This is a genomic window from Ideonella sp. (assembly GCF_041287625.1).
GTDB lineage: Bacteria > Pseudomonadota > Gammaproteobacteria > Burkholderiales > Burkholderiaceae_C > Ideonella.
The window spans coordinates 1-25,618 of sequence record NZ_JBGGNH010000010.1 but is presented as its reverse complement, the minus strand read 5'-3'; the positions used below and the strand labels follow the sequence as shown (position 1 = coordinate 25,618).

The 25,618-nt window shown below is 66.2% G+C and carries 24 protein-coding genes and 1 tRNA gene; 22 read left to right on the top strand and 3 right to left on the bottom strand.

From position 1 onward, the window contains the following. Positions 1–33: 33 nt before the first annotated feature. Positions 34–840, bottom strand: coding sequence for an outer membrane protein assembly factor BamD (locus ACAH41_RS02250; protein WP_325648156.1), 807 nt, complete (start codon positions 838–840; stop codon positions 34–36). Between the two features lie 124 nt (positions 841–964). On the opposite strand from ACAH41_RS02250, the gene ACAH41_RS02245 reads away from it, so the two are divergent. From ACAH41_RS02245 to ndk, 4 genes are all read left to right on the top strand, one after another. Then, positions 965–1,975, top strand: a complete 1,011-nt coding sequence (locus ACAH41_RS02245; protein ID WP_325648155.1) for an RluA family pseudouridine synthase — start codon at positions 965–967, stop codon at positions 1,973–1,975. A 501-nt stretch (positions 1,976–2,476) separates the two neighbouring features. Continuing rightward, positions 2,477–3,259: an SMC-Scp complex subunit ScpB gene (scpB, locus tag ACAH41_RS02240; protein WP_325648154.1), complete on the top strand. Its 783-nt coding sequence runs from the start codon at positions 2,477–2,479 to the stop codon at positions 3,257–3,259. A gap of 10 nt (positions 3,260–3,269) precedes the next feature. Continuing rightward, a complete protein-coding gene (locus ACAH41_RS02235; protein WP_325648153.1) occupies positions 3,270–5,417 on the top strand; it encodes a pseudouridine synthase in 2,148 nt (715 codons plus the stop codon). A 168-nt stretch (positions 5,418–5,585) separates the two neighbouring features. Then, positions 5,586–6,011 carry a nucleoside-diphosphate kinase gene (gene ndk / locus ACAH41_RS02230; RefSeq protein WP_325648152.1) on the top strand — a complete coding sequence of 142 codons (426 nt, stop codon included), beginning with the start codon at positions 5,586–5,588 and terminating at the stop codon, positions 6,009–6,011. A gap of 25 nt (positions 6,012–6,036) precedes the next feature. On the opposite strand, the gene ACAH41_RS02225 is transcribed toward ndk, so the two are convergent. Then, entirely contained in the window at positions 6,037–6,180 is a 144-nt protein-coding gene (locus ACAH41_RS02225; RefSeq protein ID WP_325648161.1) for a hypothetical protein, read from the bottom strand. Between ACAH41_RS02225 and rlmN the strand changes: the two genes are divergently transcribed. From rlmN to ACAH41_RS02145, 16 genes are all read left to right on the top strand, one after another. Further along, a complete protein-coding gene (gene rlmN, locus ACAH41_RS02220) occupies positions 6,118–7,197 on the top strand; it encodes a 23S rRNA (adenine(2503)-C(2))-methyltransferase RlmN (protein ID WP_325648160.1) in 1,080 nt (359 codons plus the stop codon). The two genes, ACAH41_RS02225 and rlmN, sit on opposite strands and share 63 nt — an antisense overlap. 92 nt (positions 7,198–7,289) lie before the next feature. Next, positions 7,290–8,066: a type IV pilus biogenesis/stability protein PilW gene (pilW, locus tag ACAH41_RS02215; protein WP_325648159.1), complete on the top strand. Its 777-nt coding sequence runs from the start codon at positions 7,290–7,292 to the stop codon at positions 8,064–8,066. Next, on the top strand, positions 8,059–9,090 hold the full coding sequence (locus tag ACAH41_RS02210; RefSeq protein WP_325648151.1) for a RodZ domain-containing protein: 1,032 nt from the start codon (positions 8,059–8,061) through the stop codon (positions 9,088–9,090). The genes pilW and ACAH41_RS02210 overlap by 8 nt, the downstream gene beginning before the upstream one ends. Before the next feature lie 10 nt (positions 9,091–9,100). After that, positions 9,101–10,405 (top strand): flavodoxin-dependent (E)-4-hydroxy-3-methylbut-2-enyl-diphosphate synthase, encoded by a 1,305-nt coding sequence (gene ispG / locus ACAH41_RS02205; protein WP_325648150.1) that lies wholly within the window; start codon positions 9,101–9,103, stop codon positions 10,403–10,405. A gap of 112 nt (positions 10,406–10,517) precedes the next feature. Next, positions 10,518–11,837, top strand: a complete 1,320-nt coding sequence (gene hisS / locus ACAH41_RS02200; protein ID WP_325648149.1) for a histidine--tRNA ligase — start codon at positions 10,518–10,520, stop codon at positions 11,835–11,837. A gap of 102 nt (positions 11,838–11,939) precedes the next feature. Continuing rightward, on the top strand, positions 11,940–12,608 hold the full coding sequence (locus ACAH41_RS02195; RefSeq protein ID WP_325648148.1) for a tetratricopeptide repeat protein: 669 nt from the start codon (positions 11,940–11,942) through the stop codon (positions 12,606–12,608). After that, a complete protein-coding gene (bamB, locus tag ACAH41_RS02190) occupies positions 12,605–13,744 on the top strand; it encodes an outer membrane protein assembly factor BamB (protein ID WP_325648147.1) in 1,140 nt (379 codons plus the stop codon). The genes ACAH41_RS02195 and bamB overlap by 4 nt, the downstream gene beginning before the upstream one ends. A gap of 22 nt (positions 13,745–13,766) precedes the next feature. Next, entirely contained in the window at positions 13,767–15,101 is a 1,335-nt protein-coding gene (gene der / locus ACAH41_RS02185; RefSeq protein ID WP_325648146.1) for a ribosome biogenesis GTPase Der, read from the top strand. 81 nt (positions 15,102–15,182) lie between these two features. Then, the gene (gene hfq / locus ACAH41_RS02180; protein WP_141286981.1) at positions 15,183–15,425 is read left to right on the top strand and encodes an RNA chaperone Hfq; all 243 of its coding nucleotides are present in this window, start codon (positions 15,183–15,185) and stop codon (positions 15,423–15,425) included. 49 nt (positions 15,426–15,474) lie between these two features. After that, the gene (gene hflX / locus ACAH41_RS02175; RefSeq protein ID WP_325648145.1) at positions 15,475–16,722 is read left to right on the top strand and encodes a GTPase HflX; all 1,248 of its coding nucleotides are present in this window, start codon (positions 15,475–15,477) and stop codon (positions 16,720–16,722) included. Between the two features lie 61 nt (positions 16,723–16,783). Continuing rightward, a complete protein-coding gene (gene hflK / locus ACAH41_RS02170) occupies positions 16,784–18,085 on the top strand; it encodes an FtsH protease activity modulator HflK (protein WP_325648144.1) in 1,302 nt (433 codons plus the stop codon). A 34-nt stretch (positions 18,086–18,119) separates the two neighbouring features. Then, on the top strand, positions 18,120–19,016 hold the full coding sequence (hflC, locus tag ACAH41_RS02165; RefSeq protein ID WP_325648143.1) for a protease modulator HflC: 897 nt from the start codon (positions 18,120–18,122) through the stop codon (positions 19,014–19,016). Between the two features lie 62 nt (positions 19,017–19,078). Next, positions 19,079–19,267, top strand: coding sequence for a DUF2065 domain-containing protein (locus tag ACAH41_RS02160; RefSeq protein ID WP_325648142.1), 189 nt, complete (start codon positions 19,079–19,081; stop codon positions 19,265–19,267). A 74-nt stretch (positions 19,268–19,341) separates the two neighbouring features. Next, on the top strand, positions 19,342–20,505 hold the full coding sequence (locus ACAH41_RS02155; RefSeq protein WP_325648141.1) for an ATP phosphoribosyltransferase regulatory subunit: 1,164 nt from the start codon (positions 19,342–19,344) through the stop codon (positions 20,503–20,505). A 61-nt stretch (positions 20,506–20,566) separates the two neighbouring features. Beyond that, complete coding sequence (locus tag ACAH41_RS02150) at positions 20,567–21,919, top strand: adenylosuccinate synthase (protein WP_325648140.1); 1,353 nt, start codon at positions 20,567–20,569, stop codon at positions 21,917–21,919. A 51-nt stretch (positions 21,920–21,970) separates the two neighbouring features. After that, a complete protein-coding gene (locus tag ACAH41_RS02145; RefSeq protein WP_325648139.1) occupies positions 21,971–22,492 on the top strand; it encodes a phosphoribosyltransferase in 522 nt (173 codons plus the stop codon). A gap of 137 nt (positions 22,493–22,629) precedes the next feature. Here ACAH41_RS02145 and ACAH41_RS02140 read toward each other — a convergent pair. Next, positions 22,630–22,714 (bottom strand) — tRNA-Leu (locus ACAH41_RS02140). A gap of 142 nt (positions 22,715–22,856) precedes the next feature. Between ACAH41_RS02140 and rnr the strand changes: the two genes are divergently transcribed. Next, on the top strand, positions 22,857–25,112 hold the full coding sequence (rnr, locus tag ACAH41_RS02135) for a ribonuclease R (protein ID WP_370538147.1): 2,256 nt from the start codon (positions 22,857–22,859) through the stop codon (positions 25,110–25,112). A gap of 94 nt (positions 25,113–25,206) precedes the next feature. After that, a partial coding sequence (locus tag ACAH41_RS02130) for a transposase (RefSeq protein WP_325648138.1) occupies positions 25,207–25,618 on the top strand: 412 nt, incomplete at its 3' end.

Here is a 25,618-nt window from a genome sequence, read left to right as displayed (position 1 = left end):
GGTCGCTCTGTCTGGATGCTGCGAAGGGCTGGCTCACCAGAGCTGCCACCAGGCCTTTTCACGTTCCTTGAAACCTTCCTGGGGCAGGCGGCTGTTCGGGAAGTTCAGCGCCAGCACGCGGTTGGCGTCGTCGCGCAGCTTGTCCAGCCCGAGCCGGTCATAAGCTTGGCCGAGGATGTACAGCGCTTCTTCGGTCGCAGGCGTCTGCGGGTAGACGGTGATGGCCTGCTGGGCCCGGTTGGCAGCGGCCACCAGCGCGCCACGGCGCAGGTAGTAGCGGGCCACGTGCACTTCATAGTCCGCCAGCGCATTGACGATGTAGTCCATGCGCGCGCGGGCATCGGGCGAATACTTGGAGTCCGGGAATTGGTCGACCAGCTGCTTGAACGACTGGTAGGACTCGCGCGAGGCCTGCTGGTCGCGCTCGGACTGCTGCTGTTGCGAGAGGGCGGCCAGGATGCCGAAGTCTTCATTGAAATTCACCAGGCCGCGCAGGTACAGCGCATAGTCCAGGCCGGGGCTGGACGGGTTCAGCTTGATGAAGCGGTCCAGCGTGGTGATGGCCTGGGCCTTCTCGCCGGACTTCCAGTACGAGTAGGCCAGGTCGAGCTGGGACTGCTGGCCCAGCAGGCCGCCGCCAGCCCGGCCTTCGACGCGCTCCAGGCCCTTGATGGCAGCGGTCCAGTTGCCAGATGCCATCTCTTCCTTGGCATCTGCATACAATTTCTCGGCCGTACCCTTCATCTCCTCATCTTTGAGTGAGCCGCAGGCTGCGGTCACCGCCAGCAAGGCCACCAGGGCGATTCGGGAAGCGGCTCGGAATGCGGGAAATTGGGTCATGGATCCGGCAAGCGCCGGGGCGCCCGCAACACGGTTGAGCGTGAATACACAAGAAAGAAAGCCAAACGATTATATGAGTGCCCAGAGCTCGAAAAAGGTGCCCGCTGCCAAGGCGGCAGCGTCGATGAATTCCGCGACCGAAACCGCCCTGGAACTGGACGACGAGGCGCTGGACACCGCTGCTTCATCAACCGAAGAATTCGAGGTTCGCACCCATGCACTGGGCGCGCCGGCACATGGCCAGCGGCTGGACAAGCTGCTGGCAACGCTGGTGCCCGAGTTTTCGCGCAACCACCTGCAAGGGCTGATCGAGCAAGGTGAGGTGACGCTCGATGGTGTGTCCAGCCAGAGCGTGTCGCGCAAGGCGCGCGCCGGGCAGGTGTTGGTGGTCCGGCTGGTGCCGCCCGCCGAAAGCCTGGCCTTCCGGCCCGAGTCGATTGAACTCGACATCGTCTACCAGGACGCCCATGTCCTGGTGGTCAACAAGCCGGCCGGCATGGTGGTGCACCCGGCGGCCGGCAACTGGTCGGGTACGCTGCTCAACGGCCTGCTGGCGCTGGACGGTCGCGCGGCCCATTTGCCGCGTGCCGGCATCGTGCACCGCCTGGACAAGGACACCTCGGGCTTGATGGTGGTGGGCCGCAGCCTGGAGGCGGTGACGGCGCTGGTGCGCGACATGGCGCAACGCGACGTGCGGCGGCGCTACATCGCGCTGGTGCATGGCGACGTCGGCAGCAGTCCGTTCGTGATCGACGCACCCATTGGCCGCGACCCCAGCACCCGCGTGCGGATGGCGGTGCAGGCGGGTGGCAAGCCGGCGCGCACCGATGTCTACCCAGTCGCCTTCGAGAGTGGCGTCAGCGCGGTGCGCTGCAAGCTGCACACCGGCCGCACACATCAGATCCGGGTGCACCTGAGCCAGCGGGGACACCCGCTGCTGGCCGATGCCGTGTATGGCGGCCCGCCAGGGCTCGGCCTGCTGCGACAGGCGCTTCACGCGGTGGAACTCGGGTTCGAGCATCCGATCACCCGCGAGCCGCTGCTGTTTCGTGCACCACCGCCGGCCGATCTGGCCCAGGCCTGGGCTCAAATCGCGCCTGACCATGCGCCAGACCAGGCTTCTGTGCCGGGCTGACGCCATTTATTGCGGCCTGCGGGCGGTCAGGCTGTACAATTCCAAACTGAACCGAGTTGGTGAATAGAGTTGGTCTGGCGTGCCTTGAACGCGCAGATGCATCTCGAAGCCCTCGGTGTATGGTGCGAAGCGCTCTGGGAAGCTTTGCGAACGTGGCAGGCATCGGGCCCTTGATTGTCTCAATCCGGCCCGCGGCGCCCTGAAAGCCAGGGCTCGAGACGCCGCCACGTCGTCACCGTCTGTGTGCAGAAAAGCCGCAACACAGCCCGTCGCACCACTCGCCCGAATTCGGCAACCCTGAAAAATGCCCGCCGCAGGTTTTTGCTGTGCCGGTGATTGAGTCGGCATGCCAGCCGCTGTTGTTCGCCCCCTCCGTTTGCCAGGATGGGGCCGGTCGCTGGTACCTGTCTGTCTGCCCATGCAGCTCACGATGCTGAAACAGTTTGCCCTGCGGGGCGACATAACCGCCTTTCCCCAGGCCTGGTCCATCGACGCGTGTCCATGAATACAGAGAACGCCAAGCGCGTTTTGGAAACAGCCCTCGTGTGCGCGGCGCAGCCTTTGCCGTTGCGCGAATTGCGCGTGCTTTTCGATGACCAGGTGGGCGCGGACACGCTGCGCCACCTGCTGGACGAACTTGGGCGGGATTGGCAGGGCCGGGGCGTGGAATTGGTCTGCCTGGCCTCGGGTTGGCGCTTCCAGAGCCGGCCTGAAATGCGCGAATACCTGGATCGGCTGAACCCCGAAAAGCCGCCGCGCTATTCCCGTGCGGTGCTTGAAACCCTGGCCATCATTGCCTACCGGCAACCGGTCACGCGGGGCGACATCGAGGACATTCGCGGTGTCGTGGTGTCCAGCCAGATCATGAAACAACTGGAAGACCGAAACTGGATCGAAGCCATCGGCCACCGAGACGCCCCCGGCCGCCCGGCGTTGTACGCCACGACCCGCCAGTTCCTGGACGACCTCGGGCTGGAAAGCCTGGATCGCCTGCCGCTGCTGGACTCGGCTGGTGGTGGCCATGCGGCACTGGCCAGCTTGGCGGATGCGCAGCCCGAACTGCTGACAGAGCAGGGCGCGCTGGCGCTTGACGAGCCGCTGCAAACGCCGGCCGTTGCAGCAAGTGCCGAGCCCATCGACCAGGCTGAACCACCGGGCGTCCCATCCGATGCCGCAGAACTGGTTTTCCAGTCTTCTTCCCCCTCTCTCGACGCATCGGCCCCTGCCGAAGCCTCCGAACTTCCTCCCGAACCCGACGCAACCCTCGCGCCGCCCAAGCCCTAGTCCTCTCAGCATGAACTCCGACGCACCTGACGCCCCCGACGATCTGCCCGCCAACCCGGCGCCCGAAGCCACTGACGCGCCGAAAAAGCGCACCCGCACCCGCAAGCCTGCGGTGGTGGAGGCCGCTGAGCCGGCGCCCGATGTGACGGCGGCACCCGAAGCGGCTGCGCCCATGGCTGCCGAAGAAGCGGCTGCTCCGGCGCGCGCGCCACGCAAGCCCCGTGCGCCGCGCAAGACCGCGGCTGCGACCGATGAGCCGGTGGCGCAGGTCCCTGTGACCGAAGCTGTGGCGGTGGCCGATGTGGCGCCAGTCGCCGTGACCCCGGTCGCCGAAGCTGCGGCGCCTGTGGCAGCGGCAGAGGCGGCCACCAGCGCGCTGTCTGGTGACGCAGTTGCTGCAGCCGAAGGCGAGGCTTCGGCCGAGGCTGAATCGGGTGCCGAGCGTGGGCGCAATCGCCGGCGTGGGCGCCGGGGTGCGGGTCGCGCCGAGGCGGGGGCGGATCAGGCGCAGGCCTTGCCGGGGGACGGGCTGGCGGTAGAGGCTGACAGCGAAGCTGAGGCGGGCGTCGGATTGCCGGTGGCGGCACCCAGCGCGCTGGATGCAGGCGAGGTGTTTGCCAGCTTGCTGTCGGGTGAATTTGACGCAGAGCCGGAGGCCGAGGCGCTGTTCGAGGGTGAGGCACAAGCCGAGAAGCGGGTGCTGCTGCCCGATGCAGATGCGCCCAAGCTGCACAAGGTGCTGGCGCAGTCCGGCATCGGTTCGCGCCGCGACATGGAGCAGATGATCCAGGAAGGCCGGGTCGAGGTGAACGGCGAGGTCGCGCACACCGGCATGCGCATCTCGTTTGGTGACCGCATCTCGATCGAAGGCAAGCCGGTGCGCGTGCGCATCGCGCCGCCGCCGCCGCGTGTCATCGCCTATCACAAGCCGGTGGGCGAGGTCGTCACGCATGATGACCCGCAACAGCGGCCCACCGTGTTCCGCAAACTGCCGCGGCTGCAGCAGGGCAAGTGGCAGTCGGTCGGCCGGCTGGACATCAACACCGAAGGCCTGCTGCTGTTCACCAACTCCGGTGACCTGGCCAACAAGCTGATGCACCCGCGCTTCGGCGTGGAGCGCGAATACGCGGTGCGCGTGCTCGGCACGCTGGAGAAGCCGGCCAAGGAGCGCTTGCTGGCAGGCGTGGAGATCGAGGGCCAGACGGCCGCGTTCAAGGCCATCGAGGAAGGTGGCGGCGAAGGCGTGAACCGCTGGTACCGCGTGGTGATTTCCGAAGGCCGAAACCGCGAGGTGCGCAAGCTGTTCGACGCGGTTGGCCTGGCGGTGAGCCGGCTGATCCGCGTGCGCTACGGCTGCGTGGTGCTGCCGCGCGGCTTGAAGCGCGGTGCCTGCGTGGATTTGGGCGAGATGGACGTCAAGGCGTTGCGCCAACTGACCGGTGGCCAGCAAGGCCAGGCGCAAGGCGCACCGCGTGGCGACGGTGGTCGGCCGGAGAAGCGCGACGGCCGGCGTGACGGCCCGCAGGACGGGCGCCGTGGCGAGCCGCGCCAGGGCGCGCGCGGCGAGGGTCGCCCGGAGCCGCGCGGCGAAGCGCGTGGTGAACGTGGTGAAGCGCGCCAGGAACCGCGCGGCGAAAACCGTGGCCAGCAGGACCGTCGCGACGGTCGCCCGGCCCGCGGAGGCCCCGGCCAGCAGCAGGGCGGCCGGCGCGACGAGGCCAGGGCCGATGGCCCGCGTGGCCGCAGCAACAACCCCGGCCCCAACGCCAACCGCCGCGACCAGGGCGAGCCGATGCTGCCGCGCGATGACCGGGAGCCGGGCGATCCCAGCCGCATTCCGAACCCGCTGCAGCAGACCTACGACAAGCGCGCCATCCAACGCGAACGTGCTGGCTCGCGCGAGCATGATTTCGAGAACGGTCCGATCCCGAACCCGCTGCAACAGACCTACGACAAGCGTTTTGTCCAGAACACCGGACGTGGCCCCAGCCAGGGGCGCAACGGCAAGGGTGGCAAGGGCGGTGGCGGTGGTCAGGGTCAGCCCGATCCGATGCAAACCTCGGTCGGCTACATCGGCGCCGATGCCTTCACCCGCAAGATGCAGGGACGGGGCAACGGCGGCGGCGGCGGTGGTGGTGGTCGTCGAGGCGGCCGCTGAGGTTCAGCAAGCGTCGCGGGTGCAGGTCGAACGACCGTCCGCGACGGCTCAGGCAAGCCAGGATTGACCCCGCGGCTGCTTCGTCTTATTCCTGTTTCACAGGGCAAGGCTAAAATTGTGGGCTTTGTCCTTTCGCTCGCCGAAAACTACTCCTGAAGGAAAAATCAAATGGCCATCGAACGCACCCTCTCGATCATCAAGCCCGACGCTGTCGCCAAGAACGTCATCGGCCAGATCTACGCCCGTTTTGAAGGCGCCGGCCTGAAGGTCATCGCTGCGCGCATGATGCATCTGTCGCGCACCGATGCCGAAGCGTTCTACGCCGTGCATGCCGCCCGTCCCTTCTTCAAGGATCTGGTCGACTTCATGATCTCCGGCCCGGTGATGGTCACCGCCCTCGAAGGCGAAGGCGCCATCCTGAAGAACCGTGACCTGATGGGTGCCACCGATCCGAAGAAGGCCGAGAAGGGCACGATCCGCGCCGACTTCGCCGACAGCATCGACGCCAACGCGGTGCACGGTTCTGACGCCGCCGAAACGGCTGCTGTCGAAATCGCCTTTTTCTTCCCCGGCATGAACATCCACTCGCGTTGATCGCGGGCTGGATTCTTCTGCCATCTCAAGCGGCCACATCGTCATGACCGGCGTCGTCAATCTTCTCGACTTCGATCTCGATGGCATGGCTGCGTTTTGCGAAGGGCTGGGTGAAAAGCGCTTCCGCGCCACCCAGCTTTTCCGCTGGATTCATCAAAGAGGCGCGCAAGACTTCGCCGCCATGAGCGACCTGGCCAAATCGCTGCGCGAAAAACTTGCCGGCAAAGCCGAGATTCGCCCGCTGCCCATCGTCACCGAGCAGATTTCGACCGATGGCACCGTCAAATGGTTGTTTGACGTCGGCGCCGGCAATGCGGTCGAAACCGTGTTCATCCCCGAAGATGACCGCGGTACCTTGTGCGTGTCCTCGCAGGCCGGCTGCGCGGTGGGCTGCCGTTTCTGCTCCACCGGCCACCAGGGCTTCAGCCGCAACCTGACGACCGGCGAGATCCTGGCGCAGCTCTGGATGGCCGAACACAAGCTGCGCGCGCGGCTGGGCCTGAAGCCAGGCGAACGTGCCATCACGAATGTCGTGATGATGGGCATGGGCGAGCCGCTGCAGAACTACAACGCGCTGGTGCCTGCGCTGCGCGTGATGCTGGACGACCATGCCTACGGCCTGTCTCGCCGCCGCGTCACGGTCTCGACCTCCGGCGTGGTGCCGATGATGGACCGCCTGCGCGAAGACTGCCCGGTGGCGCTGGCGGTGTCGCTGCATGCGCCGATTGACGCGCTGCGCGACGACCTGGTGCCGCTGAACCGCAAGTACCCGATTGCCGAGCTGATGCAGGCCTGCCTGCGGTACCTGGAAGCCGCGCCGCGTGACTTCATCACCTTCGAATACTGCATGCTTGATGGTGTCAACGACACCGAAGACCACGCGCGCGCACTGCTGGCGCTGGTCAATGGCCGCGGCCCGAACCGGGTGCCTTGCAAGTTGAACCTGATCCCGTTCAACCCGTTCCCGGCGTCCGGCCTGCTGCGCTCGCCGCGCGAGCAGGTGATGCGCTTTGCGAAGATCCTGCAGGATGGCGGATTGGTGACCACCGTGCGCAAGACGCGCGGCGACGACATCGATGCCGCCTGCGGCCAGCTTGCTGGCGAAGTGCAGGACCGCACCCGAGCGAGCGAGCGCATGAAGCGCCTGCCCGTGCCCATTGTTCCCCTGGGGTCTCCGCTACGATGATGTTTGCTCCTGGCGTCGCACAGGGCCGTTCGCAAGACGGTGTTCTTCATGGCCGTGCTGCTTGGCGCGCCGCGCTGGGCCGGGGGCTGCTGATGTGGGGATTGGCGTCGGGGCTCGTCTGGAGCCTGTCCGCCTGTGTGGCTGACAAGCCCAGGGACAGCAAGGACCTGGTGACCGCTTCGGACCAGACCGACGCTGACCGCCGCGCCAAGGTGCGCATGGAGCTTGCCGAGGCCTATTTCGGCCGCGGCATGAACACCACCGCGCTGGACGAAGTCAAGCAGGCCATCGTTGCCAAGCCGACCTCGGTCGAGGCCTACAACCTGCGCGGGCTGATCTATGCCAGCCTGAACCAGCCACAGCTGGCCGAGGAAAGCTTCCGGCATGCATTGCGGCTGTCGCCCAGCGACCTCAGCACCATGCACAACTACGGCTGGTTCCTGTGCCAGCAGCGCCGCTTCAGCGAGGCAGACGCGCAGTACAACACCCTGGTCGCCCAACCCGAGTTGCGCGACGCTTCGCGGGCCCTGCTGGCCCAGGGCGTCTGCCAGGCCCGTGACTTCCGCCTGGCCGATGCCGAGAAGACGCTGTCGCGTGCTTACGAGATCGACCCCGCCAATCCGGCCACAGCCGTGAATCTCTCCGAGGTGCTGTACAAGGAAGGCGAGTTCGAGCGCGCGCGCTTCTACGTTCGGCGCGTGAATTCCCAGGACAATCTGGTCACCGCCCAGTCGCTGTGGCTGGCCTTGCGCGTCGAGAATCGCCTGCGCCAGGACAGCCAGGTGCGGGTTCTGGGCAACCAGTTGCGCGGCCGTTTCCCCGAAGCGCCCGAAACCCTGCTGTTCGAAAAGGGTCGATTCGATGAGTGAGCCAGACGAGGCGGACAGCCACCGCGTCACCGCTGACGTGCACGCCACGCCAGGCGCGATGCTGCGCCACGCCCGCGAAGCGCAAGGCCTGCACCTGGGCGCGCTGGCCACGCAGCTGAAGGTGGCGCCGCGCAAGCTGGAGGCGCTGGAAGCCGACCGCTACGATGAACTGCAAGGGGCGACCTTTGTGCGCGCGCTGGCCCAGGCCGCTTGCCGTGCCTTGAAGATCGATCCGGCCCCGGTGCTGGCACGGCTGCCCAGGGCCGAGGCGCACAAGCTGGAGCATGTGAGCAACGGCCTGAACGCGCCGTTCCGCGAGCGCGGTGGCAAGCGTGAGCCGGCTGAGCAACTGCTGGCCAGCCGCGGTTTCCTGAGCCTGATCGCGCTGCTGGTGATCGCCGCGCTGGCGCTCTGGCTGCTGCCACGCGATGGCGCTGGCTGGCGCTGGCTGACGCAGGCGGCGCCGGAAAGCACGGCCGCAGCGTCGGCCGTGTTCGACAGCGGTGCCGCCAGCGCGGCGAATGGCGGTGAAGCTGCTGGCGCCCATGACGCCGGCACCCCGGCGATGGCCGACGCGCCGCTGGCGAATGTGCCGCAGGCCGATGCACCGCTGGCCGGTGATGCGGGCAGCCCGGCACCTGTGGCATCGCAGCCCGCGCCGGTGGCGCAAGCCCCGGCCAGCGCCGCGTTGCAGGCCGTCAAACCCGCTGCGAGCAGTGTGGCTGCACTGGCCGCCGCCGAGGCTGCAAGCAAGCCGCAACCGGCGGCCTCGGCTGGCCTGGATCCGTCCGGCCCGCTGCAACTGCATGCGCGCCAGGATTCCTGGATCGAGGTCATCGACGGCAGCGGCAAGACGCTGTTGGCACGCACAGTGGCCGCTGGCGATACCGTGGGGCTGAGCGGGGCCTTCCCGATGCGTGTGAAGATTGGCAATGCCGTAGGCACCGACTTGACGCTGCGCGGCAAGCCGATCGAGTTGCAATCGCTGACGCGGGACAACGTGGTCCGCCTCGAGCTGAAATAGGTTGATGAAGATGACTGAGCAAGCCGTGCGTGACCAGGTCGAAGTGCCCGACGACAGTGCGCCCATCCCCGTGCTGAGCCCGCTGGCACGCCGCAGCCGCCAGGCCCGCGTCGCCTGGGGATCGAACGTGGTGACGGTCGGTGGCGATGCGCCGGTGCGCGTGCAGTCGATGACCAACACCGACACGGTGGACGTCATCGGCACCGCCATCCAGGTCAAGGAGCTGGCGATTGCCGGCTCGGAGATGGTACGCATCACGGTCAACACGCCCGAGGCCGCTGCCGCAGTGCCGCACATCCGCGAGCAGTTGGACCGCATGGGCATCGCCGTGCCGTTGGTGGGCGACTTCCACTACAACGGCCACCGCCTGCTGACCGAGCATCCAGCCTGCGCCGAGACGCTGTCGAAGTACCGCATCAACCCCGGCAACGTGGGCAAGGGCGAGAAAGGCGACAAACAGTTCGCGCAGATGATCGAGGCCGCCTGCCGCTACGACAAGGTGGTGCGCATCGGCGTCAACTGGGGCAGCCTGGACCAGGAGGTGATGGCTGCGCTGATGGACGCGAACAGCCGCCGCGCCAAGCCTTGGGAGGTGAAGCAGGTGATGTACCAGGCGCTGATCCAGTCGGCGCTGGATTCTGCCCGCGACGCGCAGGCCATCGGCCTGTCGGCCAACCAGATCATCATCAGCTGCAAGGTCAGCGGCGTGCAGGACCTGATCTCGGTCTACAGCGCGCTGGCGCAGCGTTGCGACTACGCGCTGCATCTGGGCCTGACCGAAGCCGGCATGGGCACCAAGGGCACGGTGGCCTCGGCCACGGCGCTGTCGGTGTTGCTGCAGCAAGGCATTGGCGACACCATCCGAGTCTCGCTGACGCCGCAGCCCGGTGAGGCGCGCACGCAAGAGGTCGTGGTCGCGCTGGAAATCCTGCAGTCTCTGGGCTTGCGCAGCTTCAACCCCAGCGTCACAGCCTGCCCCGGCTGTGGCCGCACCACCAGCACCACCTTCCAGGAGCTGGCCAAGCAGATCGACGACTACCTGCGGGCGCAGATGCCGGTCTGGAAGTCGCGCTATCCGGGCGTCGAGAGCATGAAGGTCGCCGTGATGGGCTGCATCGTCAACGGCCCGGGTGAGAGCAAGCATGCCGACATCGGCATCAGCCTGCCAGGCACCGGCGAAGCGCCGGCCGCGCCCGTCTTCATCGACGGCGAAAAGGCCATGACGCTGCGCGGCGAGGGCATTGCCACCGAGTTCCAGACGGTGGTCGAGCAGTACATCGAACGCCGCTACGGCAGCGTCACGGCCGCGCATTGACGCTGCCTCACCCCTTCGCTCGCTGACCCTGCGCGGCCTGGCCGCGCAAGCTTTAGCTGACTTTGCCGAGCCGCTTTCCGGGCTCAGGCTGCCATTTCAGTTGCAAACCACCATGAGCAAGACCCTCCAGGCCATCAAGGGGATGAACGACATCCTGCCGGGCAGCGTGACCCGCAAGGACAAGCTGCCCGACTCGGCGCTGTGGCACTGGTTCGAGTCCACCGTGCGCTCGGTGCTGGCGCGTTACGGCTACCAGTACATCCTGACCCCCATCGTCGAACCCACCGCCCTGTTCGTGCGTGGTTTGGGCGAAGTGACCGACATCGTCGAGAAGGAGATGTATTCCTTCACCGACGCGATGAACGGCGACCAGCTGACGCTGCGCCCCGAGGCGACCGCCGGCATCGTGCGGGCAATGGTGGAGCACAACGCGCTCTACAACGGCCCGTTGCGGCTGTGGACCCTGGGCGCGATGTTCCGCCACGAGCGGCCCCAAAAGGGCCGCTACCGCCAGTTCCACCAGCTGGACGTGGAGGCGCTGGGCTTTGCCGGCCCGGACGTGGACGCCGAACTGATCCTGCTGGTGCGCCGGCTGTGGAAGGAGCTGGGCTTGGTCGAGGGCGACCATGTGCGACTGGAACTGAACAGCCTGGGCCAGCCGGCAGAACGTGCGGCGCACCGCGCGGCCTTGATCGCGCACTTCGAAGCCCACGCTGAGCTGCTGGACGAAGACGCGAAGCGCCGCTTGCACAGCAATCCGCTGCGCATCCTGGACACCAAGAATCCGGCAATGCAGGCAATGGTGGAAGCCGCGCCCAAGCTGATGGACTTCCTCGGTGAAGAGACGCTGGCGCACTTCAATGCGGTGCGCGCCATCCTCGACGCCGCCGGTCTCGAATACCGGGTCAACACCCGGCTGGTGCGTGGCATGGACTACTACAACCTGACCGTCTTCGAGTGGGTCACCGACCACCTGGGCTCGCAGGGCACCGTCTGCGGCGGTGGCCGCTACGACGGGCTGATCGAGCAGCTGGGCGGCAAGAGCGCGCCGGCGGTCGGCTTTGGCCTGGGCATCGAGCGGCTGCTGCTGCTGATCCAGGAACTGGCTCTGCCGGTGCCCAGCGGCGCGGCCGACGCCTATGCGGTGATCCCTGACGCTGCGGCGTTGCCGAAGGTGCTGCCAGTGCTCGAAAGCCTGCGCGCCGAAGGCGTGGCGGTGCAGATGCACGCCGGCGGCGGCAGCATGAAGGCGCAGTTCAAGAAGGCCGATGCCAGCGGTGCCCGCTACGCTCTGGTGTTCGGCGCCGACGAACTGAGCCAGGGCCAGGTGACGCTGAAGCCGCTGCGCGAGACCGGTGACCAAAGCCTGCAGCCGCTGGCAGATGTGAAGCGCTGGGCCGGGCTGCTGCGCGGGCCCGCGGGCAACGCATAATCCGCTGTTGGCGCCCGAAGCTTCGGGCGCCGCATGCATCCCAAAACGCCCTGGCCCTGCCGGGTTCCGATTTCTATGCCCGCCTCGCGTGGGCCGTGTTTCATGGCAAGCAATCTCGACCTTCAGGAACAAGAACAACTCGACGAGCTCAAGGCGTTCTGGAAGCAGTATGGCAACCTGATCACCTGGACGCTGACGCTGGTGCTGGCCGGTTTTGCCGCCTGGAACGGCTGGAACTACTATCAGCGTGACCAAGCTGCCAAGGCTGGCACCATGTTCGACGAACTGGATCACGCGGTGCAGGCCGGTGATGCCGCCAAGTCCGCACTGGTCTTCAATGACCTGAAGCAGCGCTTCCCACGCACGACCTTCGCCCAGCAAGGGGGCCTGCTGGCCGCTCATGTGCAGGCCGACAAGGGCCAGGCCGATGCCGCGCAAGCCACGCTCGAATGGGTGGCCGCGCAAGCCAGCGACGAGGACTACCAGGCGCTGGCGCACCTGCGCCTGGCCGCGCTGCTGATCGACAAGAAGGCCTATGACGAAGCACTGAAGCAGGTCGACGCGGTGAAGTCGCCCGAATTCGCTGCGCTGGCCGATGACAGGCGTGGCGATGTGCTGATGGCCCAGGGCAAGACGGCCGAGGCTGTGGCTGCCTGGCAGAAGGCCTGGAAGGCCATGGACGACAAGCAGGACTACCGCCGCGTGATCGACGCCAAGTTGACCGCCCAGGCCGCAGCACCCGCGCCGGCCGCTTCCGAGGCCGCCAAATGAGCGGCGCGCTGAACCGCTGGCTGGCCGGTGGCTTGCTGAGCGTGCTGGCCGCTGCCTCGCTCGGCTTGGCAGGTTGCTCCAGCGACAAGGCACCGCCCGCGCCGCTGCAGCCGGTCCAGCCGCAGATCGCCGGCCGCCAGGTCTGGCGCCTGCCACTGGGCAGCGATGTCAGCTTCCCGATGGCTGCCGTCGTGCGCGATGGCAAGGTCTTTGCTGCCTCCGACAACGGCAGTGTGGTGGCGGTGGAAGCCGCGACCGGCCGCGAAATCTGGCGCACCCGGGTGGACGGCAAGCTCAGCGCCGGTGTCGGCAGCGACGGGCGGTTTGCCGCCGTGGTCACGCAGGACAATGAACTCGTCGTGCTGGACGCCGGCAAGGACAAGTGGAAGACCCGGCTGGACGCCCGTGTGGTGACCGCGCCGCTGGTGGCCGGCGAGCGCGTGTTCGTGATGAGCGTGGACCGTGTGGTGTCAGCCTATGACGTGCTGGACGGTCACAAGCTCTGGACGCTGCGCCGCCCCGGCGACGCGCTGACGCTGGCCCAATCCTCCGTGTTGGCCGCCTACAAGGACACGTTGCTGGCCGCGCAAGGCTCGCGCCTGCTGGGGCTGGACCCGACGCAGGGCAATGTGCGCTGGGAAGCCACCGTGGCCACGCCGCGCGGCACCAACGAGGTCGAACGCCTGTCCGACCTGGTCGGCCCGCCGGCCCGCAACGGCAACGTGCTGTGCATGCGCGCCTTCCAGACCGGCGTCGGCTGTGTCGATGCGGACCGCGGCGCAGTGCTGTGGAACATGCCGGGCGGCGGCGTGCAAAGCGTGGCGGCCGATGCCGACTACGTGTTCAGCGCCGACGCTTCGGACCGCATCAGCGCCCGCCGTCGCCGCGACGGCAGCACCGTCTGGACCAACGAACGCTTCCTGAACCGCAGCCTGAGCGCGCCGATTTCGGTCGGTAAGACGGTGGTCTTCGGCGATTTCGAAGGCCAGGTGCATTTCCTGTCGCGCGACGCCGGCACCCCGCTGCTGCGGCTGCCGACCGACGGCTCGGCGGTGATCGGCGTGCCGGTGCTGTCCGACACCACGATGGTCGTGACGACCCGCAATGGCGGCTTGTTCGGCTTCCGTCCCGAATGATTGATTTGACCCAGGGCCTGGTTTGAAACCCGTGATCGCTCTTGTCGGCAGGCCCAATGTGGGCAAGTCGACCCTGTTCAACCGGATGACCAAGAGCCGCGATGCGATCGTGGCCGATTTCTCCGGGCTGACACGCGACCGCCACTACGGCGACGGTCGCCTCGGCAACCGTGAATTCATCGTCGTCGACACCGGAGGCTTCGAGCCCGACAGCACGACCGGCATCGTCAAGGAAATGGCGAGCCAGACGCGCCAGGCCGTGGCCGAGGCCGATGTGGTGGTGTTTGTCGTCGACGTGCGCAACGGCTTGTCCGGGCAGGACCATGACATCGCCCGTTTCCTGCGCCAGGCCAACAAGCGCGTGCTGCTGGCGGTCAACAAGGCCGAAGGCATGCAGGAGTCGCCGCTGCTGGCCGAGTTCTACGAGCTCGGCATGGGCGAGCCGCACCCGATCTCGGCGGCGCACGGGCAGGGCATTCGCAGCCTGCTGGAAGCCGCGCTGGAAGACTTCCCCGAGGACGAGGATGAGCCTGAAGACGAGGCCGACGGTCCGATCCGCCTCGCGGTGGCCGGCCGGCCGAACGTCGGCAAGTCCACGTTGATCAACACCTGGCTGGGCGAAGAGCGCCTGATCGCTTTCGACATGCCCGGCACCACGCGCGACGCGATCAAGGTGCCCCTGGAGCGTGACGGCCAGCGCTTCGAACTGATCGACACGGCAGGCCTGCGGCGCAAGGGCAAGGTCTTCGAGGCGATCGAGAAATTCTCAGTCGTGAAGACGCTGCAGGCGATCGCCGATGCCAACGTGGTCGTGCTGATGATCGACGCGACGCAGGGCGTCAGCGAGCAGGACGCACACATCGCCGGCTATGTGCTGGACTCGGGCCGTGCGGTGGTCATCGCGATCAACAAATGGGATGCGATCGACAGCTATCAGCGCCAGACGCTGGAGCGTTCGATCGAATCCCGCCTGGCCTTCCTGAAGTTCGCGCCGCTGCTGAACATCTCGGCGCTGCGGCGCCAGGGCCTGGGTCCGCTGTGGAAGGCAATTGCCGACGCGCATGCGTCCGCCACCTGCAAGATGCCCACGCCCGTGCTGACGCGCCTGCTGCACGAGGCGGTGGAGCACCAGAATCCCAAGCGGGTGGGTGCCTACCGGCCGAAGATGCGTTATGCGCACCAGGGCGGCATGAATCCGCCCATCATCGTGATCCATGGCAATTCGCTGGAGCACGTCACCGAAGTCTACAAACGCTATCTCGAAGGGCGTTTCCGGGAACATTTCAAGCTGGTGGGCACGCCTTTGCGCATTCAGATGAAACTTTCGGGGAACCCATTTGCTGAAAACGAACACTGACACTTGGTGCCACGCAATGTGGCGCCGGGCGGCCTGTGTTAACGTGCAAGCCGTCTTCATCTTTCCAACACGGAGCATATCGTGAGCAACAAAGGGCAACTCCTGCAAGACCCCTTCCTGAACCTCCTGCGCAAGGAGCATGTGCCAGTGTCCATTTATTTGGTCAACGGTATCAAGCTGCAAGGGCACATCGAGTCGTTCGACCAATATGTCGTGCTGCTGCGTAATACCGTGACCCAAATGGTTTACAAGCACGCCATTTCCACCGTCGTGCCGGGCCGCGCGGTCAACTTCCACGCCGCTGACGCGGGCGAAACCAACTGAAGCCCTTTCCCCGTTTCCTCATTGCCGACCGGCGCCACCGGATGATGCCGTGAGCGCCCCCGCGTCCGCCCCGGACCAGGTCAATGCCAACCAGCCCCGCGCGGTGCTGGTCGGTGTGGACCTGGGTCCGGGTTCTTCTTTTGAGGCCACGCTGGATGAGCTCGCGTTGCTGGCCGAATCGGCTGGCGACGTGGCGGTCGCGCGCGTGGTCGCCAAGCGCAAGGCGCCAGACCCGGCATTGTTTGTCGGCTCTGGCAAGGCCGACGAGATCAAGCTGCTGGTGCAAGCCCATGGCGCGCACGGCGTGATCTTCGACCAGGCCCTGTCGCCTGCGCAGCAGCGCAACCTGGAGCGCCACCTCGGCGTGCCGGTGTCGGACCGCACGGCGCTGATCCTCGAGATCTTCGCTGCCCGTGCGCAAAGCCACGAAGGCAAGCTGCAGGTCGAGCTGGCCCGGCTGCAATACCTCTCGACCCGCCTGGTGCGGCGCTGGAGCCACCTGGAGCGCCAGCAAGGCGGTACCGGTGTGCGCGGTGGCCCTGGCGAAGCCCAGATCGAGCTGGACCGCCGCATGATCGGCGACCGGATCAAGGCGATCAAGGAGCGGCTGGTCAAGGTCAAGCGGCAGCGCAACACCCAGCGGCGCGCACGCGAGCGCAGTGGCACTTACAGCGTGTCGCTGGTCGGCTATACCAACGCCGGCAAGTCCACGCTGTTCAATGCGCTGACGAAGGCCCGCACCTATGCGGCCGACCAGCTGTTTGCCACCTTGGACACGACGACCCGCTCGTTGTATCTCGGCGAAGCCGGGCGTTCGGTCTCGCTGTCCGACACCGTCGGCTTCATCCGCGACCTGCCGCACAAGCTGGTCGAGGCATTCCGTGCCACGCTGCAGGAGGCTTCGGACGCCGATGTGCTGCTGCATGTGATCGACGCCGCCGGCCCGCATCTGCAGGACCAGCAAGCGGAGGTCGAGCGGGTGCTGGAAGAAATCGGTGCCGATGGCCTGCCGCAGGTGCTGGTCTACAACAAGCTCGACATGATCGAGGGCAGCCAGCGCCCGCGCCAACTGCGCGACGAACTGACGCGGGCCAACGGCCAGCGGGTGCCGCGCGTGTTCGTCAGCGCCAAGACTGGCGAAGGGCTGGACCTGCTGCGCCAGCTGATCGCCGAATACGCTGCACCCGCACCGGACTTGAATCCGCGTGGCGTCGTCACCACCTTGCCTGATGGGCGAGCGGTGGAAGCGGCGCGCGGCGAAGGTGACCCTGACGACGGGGCCTGGCCGGTCGACTGACCTGTCAAAGCGCGCCCGAACTCCCCTGACGTTTTCCGACCTTTCTCCGAATGGCATGACCATGCGTGAACTTTCCCAACGGGCCGGATTCTTCGGCCGACTGTCAGCGCTGGCCGGTGCCAGCCAGGCCTTGTTGCTCGGCGCGCTTCAGCGCAAGCCGCGAAGCCCGGCTGGCGCCACCGTGACCCTCAGCAGCGGCCGCAACGACGGTCCGCCCGACCTGGACGAGCTCTGGCGCGACTTCAACCGCAAGTGGTCCAACCTGTTTGGCGGCAAGTCCACGCCACCCGGCGGCAGTGGGCCGGACGGCTTCCAGCCGGACATGAAAAGCGCCGGCATCGGTGTCGGTTTGATTGCCGCGGTCGTGGTGGTGATCTGGGCCGGCAGCGGTGTTTTCATCGTGCAGGAAGGTCATCAAGCCGTGGTGACGACTTTTGGCCGCTACAGCAGCACGCTGGAAGCAGGCCTGCGCTGGCGCATGCCTTATCCAGTCCAGGCGCACGAAATCGTGCCGACCACGCAGTTGCGTTCGGTCGAGGTTGGCGGCCAATCGGTGGCGCAGGCGACCGGCTTGCGTGACTCCTCGATGCTGACGCAGGACGAGAACATCGTCGACATCCGCTTCACCGTGCAGTTCACGCTGAAAGATGCGCGCCAATATTTGTTCCAGAACAAGAACACCGATGAAGCGGTGCGCCAGGCGGCCGAATCTGCGGTGCGCGAAATCGTCGGCCGCAGCCGGGTTGACCAGGTGCTGTACGAGCGCCGTGATGCGATCGCTGCCGAATTGGTCAAGTCCGTGCAGGCCCAGCTCGACAAGCTGGAGGCCGGCGTGCTGATCAAGAACGTGAACCTCCAGAACGTGCAGGTGCCCGAGCAGGTCCAGGCTTCGTTCGACGACGCTTTCAAAGCCGGTGCCGACCGTGACCGTTTCAAGAATGAAGGCCAGGCCTACGCCAGCGACGTGATCCCGAAGGCGCAAGGCACGGCTGCGCGCCTGCACGAGGAGGCGGAAGGCTACAAGGCCAGCGTGGTCGCAACCGCTGAAGGCGACTCGCAGCGCTTCAACTCCGTGTACGCCGAGTACCAGAAGGCGCCTGCCGTGACGCGCGACCGGCTCTACATCGACACCATGCGCGAGGTCTACAGCAACGTCAGCAAGGTCATGGTGGACAGCCGTAACGGCTCCAATCTGCTGTACCTGCCGCTGGACAAGTTGATCCAGCAAACCGGCGCTGGCGCGATTGGCTCGGCTTCGGGCGCGACCTCCGCGCCGGCCACGGCAGTGCAGTCCGACGTACCGGCTGCCAGCGACAACCGCGTCCGCGACAGTGCCCGTTCGCGCGATCGCGAATCGCGCTGAGTCACGGCCTGCCAAGAAAGACGAGAACCTGAACATGAATCGTTTAGCACTGATTGCAGGTGGCGTGCTGGTCGCGCTGATGCTGGCTTCGTCCATGCTCTTCGTGGTGGATCAGCGGCAGATCGCCGTGGTGTATTCGCTCGGCGAGATCAAGGAAGTCATCGTCGAACCCGGGTTGAAGTTCAAGCTGCCGCCGCCGTTCCAGAACCTGGTGATGCTGGACCGCCGCATCCAGACCCTGGACAGCCCGGAAACCCGGCCCATCTTCACTGCCGAGAAGAAGAGCCTGGTGATCGACTGGCTGATCAAGTGGCGCATCACCGAGCCGCGGCAGTTCATTCGCAATAACGGCGTGGACATGCGCAGCCTGGAAAACCGCTTGAGCCCAGTCGTGCAGGCAGCCTTCAATGAAGAGGTGACCAAGCGCACCGTGGGCGGCGTGCTGGCCACCGAGCGCGAGAAGGTGATGAGCGACGTCAAGGCCCGCCTGGCCGACGAAGCCAAGTCCTTCGGCATCGAGATCCAGGACGTGCGCATCAAGCGCGTTGACTTTGTGGCCAGCATCACCGACTCGGTCTACCGCCGCATGCAGTCCGAGCGGCAGCAGGTGGCCAACGAGTTGCGCTCGCAAGGCCAGGCAGAAGGCGAAAAGATCCGCGCCGATGCCGACCGCCAACGCCAGGTCATCATGGCCGAGGCCTACCGCGACGCGCAGAAGATCAAGGGCGAGGGTGATGCCGAGGCATCCAGCCTGTATGCCGCTTCGTTCAGCCGGGATCCGCAATTCGCGCAGTTCTACCGCAGCCTGGAGGCTTACCGCTCCAGTTTTCGCAGCCGCAACGACGTGATGGTGGTGGACCCGAGTTCAGATTTCTTCAAGGCCATGCGCGGCGCTGGCGCGGCCGCTGCGGCGGCACCGGCGCGCAAGTGAATCCTGCGCCAGGGCCGGCTCGGTCTCTGGCGAGGCGGGGCGACGGAGGCGGGTGAGGGCGCATGAGTGACGTGATGTGGACCGCGCTGGCCCTGATGCTGGTGATGGAGGGCCTGCTGCCCTTCCTCAACCCAGGCATCTGGCGCCAGCTGTTCCTGCGCGCCACGCAGCTCGACGACAAGCAGATCCGATTCCTGGGACTGAGCAGCATGGTGCTGGGTCTCGTGCTGCTGTTGCTGTTCCGAAGCTGAGCAGCGTCGGCGCGACCGGCTTCGTTTGTAGGGGTGACCTGTACAATGCCGGTTTTAACCGCCGGTGCATTTTCATGTCCTCTGCTTGGCTGTTGCCAGAGCACATTGCTGATGTCCTGCCCGCAGAGGCAAGGCGCATCGAGGAATTGCGCCGCCAGTGGCTGGATCTGGCGCGTGCATATGGGTTCGAGATGGTCATGCCGCCCTTGCTTGAACACCTGGATTCCCTGCTTTCGGGCACCGGCCGCGAGTTGGACCTTCGGACCTTCAAGCTGGTGGACCAGCTCAGTGGCCGCACGCTGGGGTTGCGGGCCGATACCACGCCACAGGTCGCACGCATTGACGCCCACTTGCTGAACCGCGAAGGCGTGACCCGTCTTTGCTATTGCGGCCCGGTGCTGCACACCCGCCCGGCTGGCCTGCACGCCACGCGTGAGCCGCTGCAACTCGGTGTCGAGCTGTTTGGCCACGCCGGCCTGGAGGCCGATCTTGAAATCATCGAACTGGCATTGGACGGGCTTCAGGCTGCCAACTTGACTGGCCTGATGCTGGACCTGGGCGATGCCCGCGTTGTTCGCTCTGTTCTTGCGGGTGTGGCGCTGGACGCCATGGCGCTGACTGAACTGGTCGCAGCGCTGACTGCCAAAGACGGCAGCACCGTGCGCCAGATCGCCCGGGACTGCCCAGCGGCCACACGCGACGGCCTGGCCGCCCTGCTGGATCTCTACGGCGGCGACGAAGTGCTGGCCGAGGCCCGCAAACGCTTGCCGGCGCGCGCGCCCATCAATGCGGCGCTGGATGACCTGGCCTGGCTGTCCGGCCACATCCGCCAAGCCTATCCGGACGTGCGGGTTGGCTTCGATCTTTCGGACATGAGCGGCTACGCGTACTACAGCGGTACGCGCTTTGCTGTGTACGGCCATGGCTCGCCGAACGTGTTGGTGCGCGGCGGGCGCTATGACGAGGTGGGTGCGGTCTTCGGCCGCAACCGCCCGGCCGTGGGCTGCAGCCTGGATTTGAAGAACCTGGCCAGCGTGGCGGGTAGCGTGCCACCGCATGCTGCCGTGCGTGCCCCCTGGGGCGAAGACCCGGGCCTGCGTGCGGCAGTTCGTGCCTTGCGCGCCCAGGGTGAAACAGTGGTCTGCATGCTGCCCGGCCACGCCGACCAGACCGAAGAATTCAACTGCGACCGTGCGCTTTGCGAGGTCGACGGACAGTGGTTGCTGCGCGCGCTTTGAGCCCCTGGCGAAGCCGCCGCCGCGCCGATACGAACAACTTTTGAGAACTCGCTAGAACGCCATGCAACAAGGCAATTCTTCAGCCGCGACCATCTTGCGCGGCCGCAACGTGGTCGTCGTCGGCACCCAGTGGGGCGACGAGGGCAAGGGCAAGGTCGTCGATTGGCTGACCGATCACGCCCAGGGCGTGGTCCGCTTCCAGGGCGGCCACAACGCAGGCCACACGCTGGTGATCCGCGGCGTCAAGACGGCATTGCAACTCATCCCCTCGGGCATCATGCGCGATGGCGTTCATTGCTACATCGGCAACGGTGTGGTGGTGGATCCGACGCATTTGCTCAGCGAGATCGAGCGCCTGGAAAAGGCTGGCCTGGACGTGCGCTCGCGGTTGTTCATCAGCGAGTCCTGCCCGCTGATCCTGCCGTTCCACGTCGAGGTCGACAAGGCGCGCGAAGCGATGCGCGAAACCAGTGGCGCCGGCAAGATCGGTACCACCGGCAAGGGTATCGGCCCGGCGTATGAAGACAAGGTTGCCCGCCGCGCATTGCGCGTGCAGGACCTCAAGCATCCGGAGCGCTTCGCGAAGAAGCTGAAGGAGTTGCTGGAGCTGCACAACTTCGCGCTGACCGGCTACTTGAAAGCCAGCCCGCTGGAGTTCCAGCCCATCTTCGACCAAGCGATGAAGATGGCCGAGGTCTTGAAGCCGATGATGGCCGACGTGGGCTACCGGATCCACAAGGCTCACCAGGCCGGCGCCAACATCCTGTTCGAGGGTGCGCAAGGTACGCTGCTGGACATCGACCACGGCACCTACCCGTACGTGACCTCCAGCAACTGCGTGGCCGGCAATGCCGCCGCAGGCTCGGGCGTCGGCCCGCAGATGCTGCATTACATCCTTGGCATCACCAAGGCGTACACCACGCGCGTCGGCTCGGGCCCGTTCCCCACCGAGCTGCCGATGGACGAGCCCGGCACCGTGGGTCACCACCTGTCGACCGTGGGCCAGGAGCGCGGCACCGTGACCGGCCGCCCGCGCCGTTGCGGCTGGCTGGATGCAGCCGCGCTGAAGCGGTCCATCATCATCAACGGCGTGTCGGGCCTGTGCATCACCAAGCTGGACGTGCTGGACGGCCTGAGCGAGATCAAGGTCTGCGTGGGCTACCAACTGGACGGTCAGCCGATTGACATCCTGCCGCTGGACGCCGACGAAGTCGCGGCCTGCCAGCCGGTGTACGAAACCTTCCCGGGCTGGGAGGGGAGCACCTTCGGCATCACCGAATGGGACAGGCTGCCGGAAAACGCGCGCCGCTACCTGGAGCGCGTGCAGGCCCACATTGGCGCACCGATCGACATGGTGTCCACCGGTCCGGACCGCGACCACACCATCCTGCTGCGCCACCCGTACCAGGCCTGACGTGACCCCGACTGCCCATTCGTTGCCCACCGCCAACCCGCCGGAGACCGCATGCTGACTGACGATGGCAAACACCTTTACGTGTCCTGGGACGATTACCACCTGCTGATCGAGCGGCTGGCGATCCAGGTCCAAGAGTCGGGCTGGCAGTTCGACCAGATCCTTTGCCTGGCGCGTGGCGGCTTGCGCCCGGGCGACGTGATGTCGCGCGTATTCGACAAGCCGCTGGCCATCATGTCGACCAGTTCCTACCGTGCTGAAGCCGGCACGATCCAGGGCCGCTTGGACATGGCCAAGTACATCACCATGCCCAAAGGTGAACTGGCGGGCAGGGTGCTGCTGGTGGACGACCTGTCTGACTCCGGCGAAACCTTGAAGGCCGTGGTGGACCGGCTGCGTGGCCTGCCGCAGATCCAGGAACTGCGCTCTGCGGTGATCTGGACCAAGGCCGTGTCCAGCTACACGCCGGACTATTACGTCGAAATGCTGGCCACCAGCCCGTGGATTCACCAGCCGTTCGAAGAGTACGACAGCCTGCGGCCCGAAGGGCTGGCCAAGAAGTTTGCGGTCTGACTTGCGGTCGGGCCTGCATTCGGCGGCGCGCAATGCGCGTCGCTCGGAAGATCAAACTGCCAAGAACGAAGGCGCAAAGCAAAAAGGCCAGTACTTTCGTACCGGCCTTTTTTGTTCTTCTTCGTTCTTGTTATGCTTGGTGCCCAGGAGAGGACTCGAACCTCCACGGAGTTACCCGCTAGTACCTGAAACTAGTGCGTCTACCAATTCCGCCACCTGGGCATGCGCAGTACGTTTTGGAAAATTTGGAAAATTCGAAAGCGTTACTGCACAGGTTTCAGCTGCAAATTCGCGCTGCAGCCAAAGATAGGACTATACCATTAAAGCCAAAAACAATACAAGCGCCGCCACGACGGCAGGCGCGATGCTGAATGACATCGAGGGCATTGTCCTCGGCCACCGCGACGGACACGGTTTCGTGCAGCGTGGCAACGGAGAGCCCGACATCTACCTCCCACCGCAGGAAATGCGTGCAGTGTTGCACCGTGACCGCGTGGTCGTGCGGGTGGCGAGGATGGACCGAAAAGGCCGGCCTGAGGGGCGCGTGATCGACATTCTGGAGCGCCGCAAGACGCCCATCATCGGGCGACTGCTGCAGGAAAACGGCATCTGGCTGGTCGCGCCCGAGGACCGACGCTACGGCCAGGACATCCTGATTCCGAAAAACGCGATTGCCAATGCGATCGCAGGGCAGGTCGTGGCGGTGGAGCTGACCGAGCCGGCCTCGATGTATTCGCAGCCCGTGGGCCGGGTGACCGAAGTGCTGGGCCAGATCGATGACCCGGGCATGGAGATCGAGATCGCCGTGCGCAAGTACGAGGTGCCGCACCGCTTCTCGGCCGAGACGCTGGCCCAGGCTGCCGGCCTGCCGGACAAGCTGCGAGCAGTCGACCTGAAGCAGCGCATCGATTTGCGCGATGTGCCGATGGTCACCATCGACGGCGAAGACGCCCGCGACTTCGACGACGCGGTCTACTGCGAGCCTTACCAGAGCGGCCGTGGTCGCACAGCGGTGCGGGGTTGGCGCCTGATCGTCGCCATTGCCGATGTGTCGCATTACGTGAAGCCGGGCGAGCCGCTGGACGTGGATGCTTACGAGCGCGCGACCTCGGTCTATTTCCCGCGCCGGGTGATCCCGATGCTGCCGGAGAAGCTGTCCAACGGGCTGTGTTCGCTGAACCCGGAAGTCGACCGCCTGACGATGGCCTGCGACATGCTGGTCGACGAGCAGGGCGACGTCACCGCCTACCAGTTCTACCCGGCGGTGATCTGCTCGCAGGCACGGCTGACGTACACCGAAGTTGCCGCGGCGCTGGGCAACACCCGTGGCCCGGAGGCTGCGAAGCGTGCCGCTGTGCTGCCGCACCTGCTGCACCTGCACGAGGTCTACCGCGCGCTGCTGAAATCGCGCCAGCGGCGCGGTGCGGTGGACTTCGAGACCACCGAAACGCAAATCGTCTGCGACGAAAACGGTCGCATCGAGAAGATCGTGCCGCGGTTGCGCACAGAGGCGCACCGGCTGATCGAGGAGTCCATGTTGGCGGCCAACGTCTGCGCGGCTGACTTCATTGCCCAGGCCCAGCACCCGTGCCTGTTCCGGGTTCACGACGGCCCCACGCCCGAGAAGCGCCTGACGCTGCAGAACTACCTGAAAAGTGTCGGCGTGGGCATGACGATCAGCGAGGACCCGACGCCGGCCGAGTACCAGGCCATCGCGACGGCGACCAAGGACCGCATCGATGCGGCGCAGATCCACGCGATGCTGCTGCGCTCGATGCAGCAGGCGCTGTACACGCCTGACAACGGCGGCCACTTTGGCCTGGCCTACGAGGCCTACACCCACTTCACCAGCCCCATCCGCCGTTACCCGGACCTGCTGGTGCACCGGGTCATCAAGGCCGTCCTGCAGGGCAAGCGCTTCCAGCTGAGCAGCGGCTCGCTGGTGGCGGGCGCCAAGCCCGGCACGCCCCCGGCCAAGCCGCCCAGGGTGTCTGCCACGGAGCAGGCAGCCTGGGAAGGTGCGGGTGCACATTGCAGTGCCAATGAACGCCGGGCAGACGAGGCCTCGCGCGACGTCGAAGCCTGGCTGAAGTGCCGCTACATGCGCGAGCGCCTGGGCGAGGAGTTCTCTGGCACCGTCAGCGCCGTGACCAGCTTCGGCGTGTTCGTCACGCTGGATGCGCTGTACGTTGACGGCCTGGTGCACATCACCGAGCTGGGTGGCGAGTACTTCCGCTTCGACGAGGCGCGCCAGGAGCTGCGTGGCGAGCGTACCGGCGTGCGCTACGCCATCGGCGCGCGGGTCCGCATCCAGGTCAGCCGCGTGGACCTCGACGGTCGCCGCATCGACTTCCGGATGATCCGCGAAAACGAAGCCGATCGACCGCCGGCCAAGGGTCGTTCTCCGGCGCGTGGCGAACCGAAAGCGGTTGACGAACTGGCCGAGGTCCAGGCGGCCGACCGGGCACAGCGCCGCGTGACCAGCGCGGCCAAGTCGGCCAGGGCTTCCAAGGGTTCGGCACGTGGCACGGCAGGCAGGGGGACCGCCCGCAAGGCCGCGTCTGCTGGCAAGCCTGCGAAAGGCGGCAAACCCGCCAAGTCGCGCGCCAGTGGGGCTTGAAGACCAGCGGTCGGCGCCTTAGGGCAACGCTGAATAAGGTCGAATCTGGCGCGGGGTTTGCATGTGTCGTGGCAGCACGGACGGACAGGTGAAGATGAAGCAGCAGACCCTCGCGATGGCAGCCGATCAAGGCCAAGGATTCGAGCAGTACCGCAAGCCGACTCGGCGCGACACCTTCCTGGCGACCATGGAAGAAATCGTGCCGTGGACTGCGTTGTGCGAGGTGATCGAGCCTCACTATCCCAAGGCTGGCAACGGCCGCCCGCCGGTCGGGCTGGAGCGCATGCTGAGGATGTACTTAGTGCAGCACTGGTTCAACCTGGCAGACGAAGCCTGCGAGGAGGCGCTGCTGGACAGCACGGCGCTGCGGCGCTTCGTGGGCATCGACCTCGGGCGTGAACGCGTGCCCGACGGCACCACGCTGCTGAAGTTCCGCCGCCTGCTGGAGACGCACAAGCTGGGCGAAGCGCTGTTTGCCAAGGTGGGAGAAGTCCTGCAAACGCGAG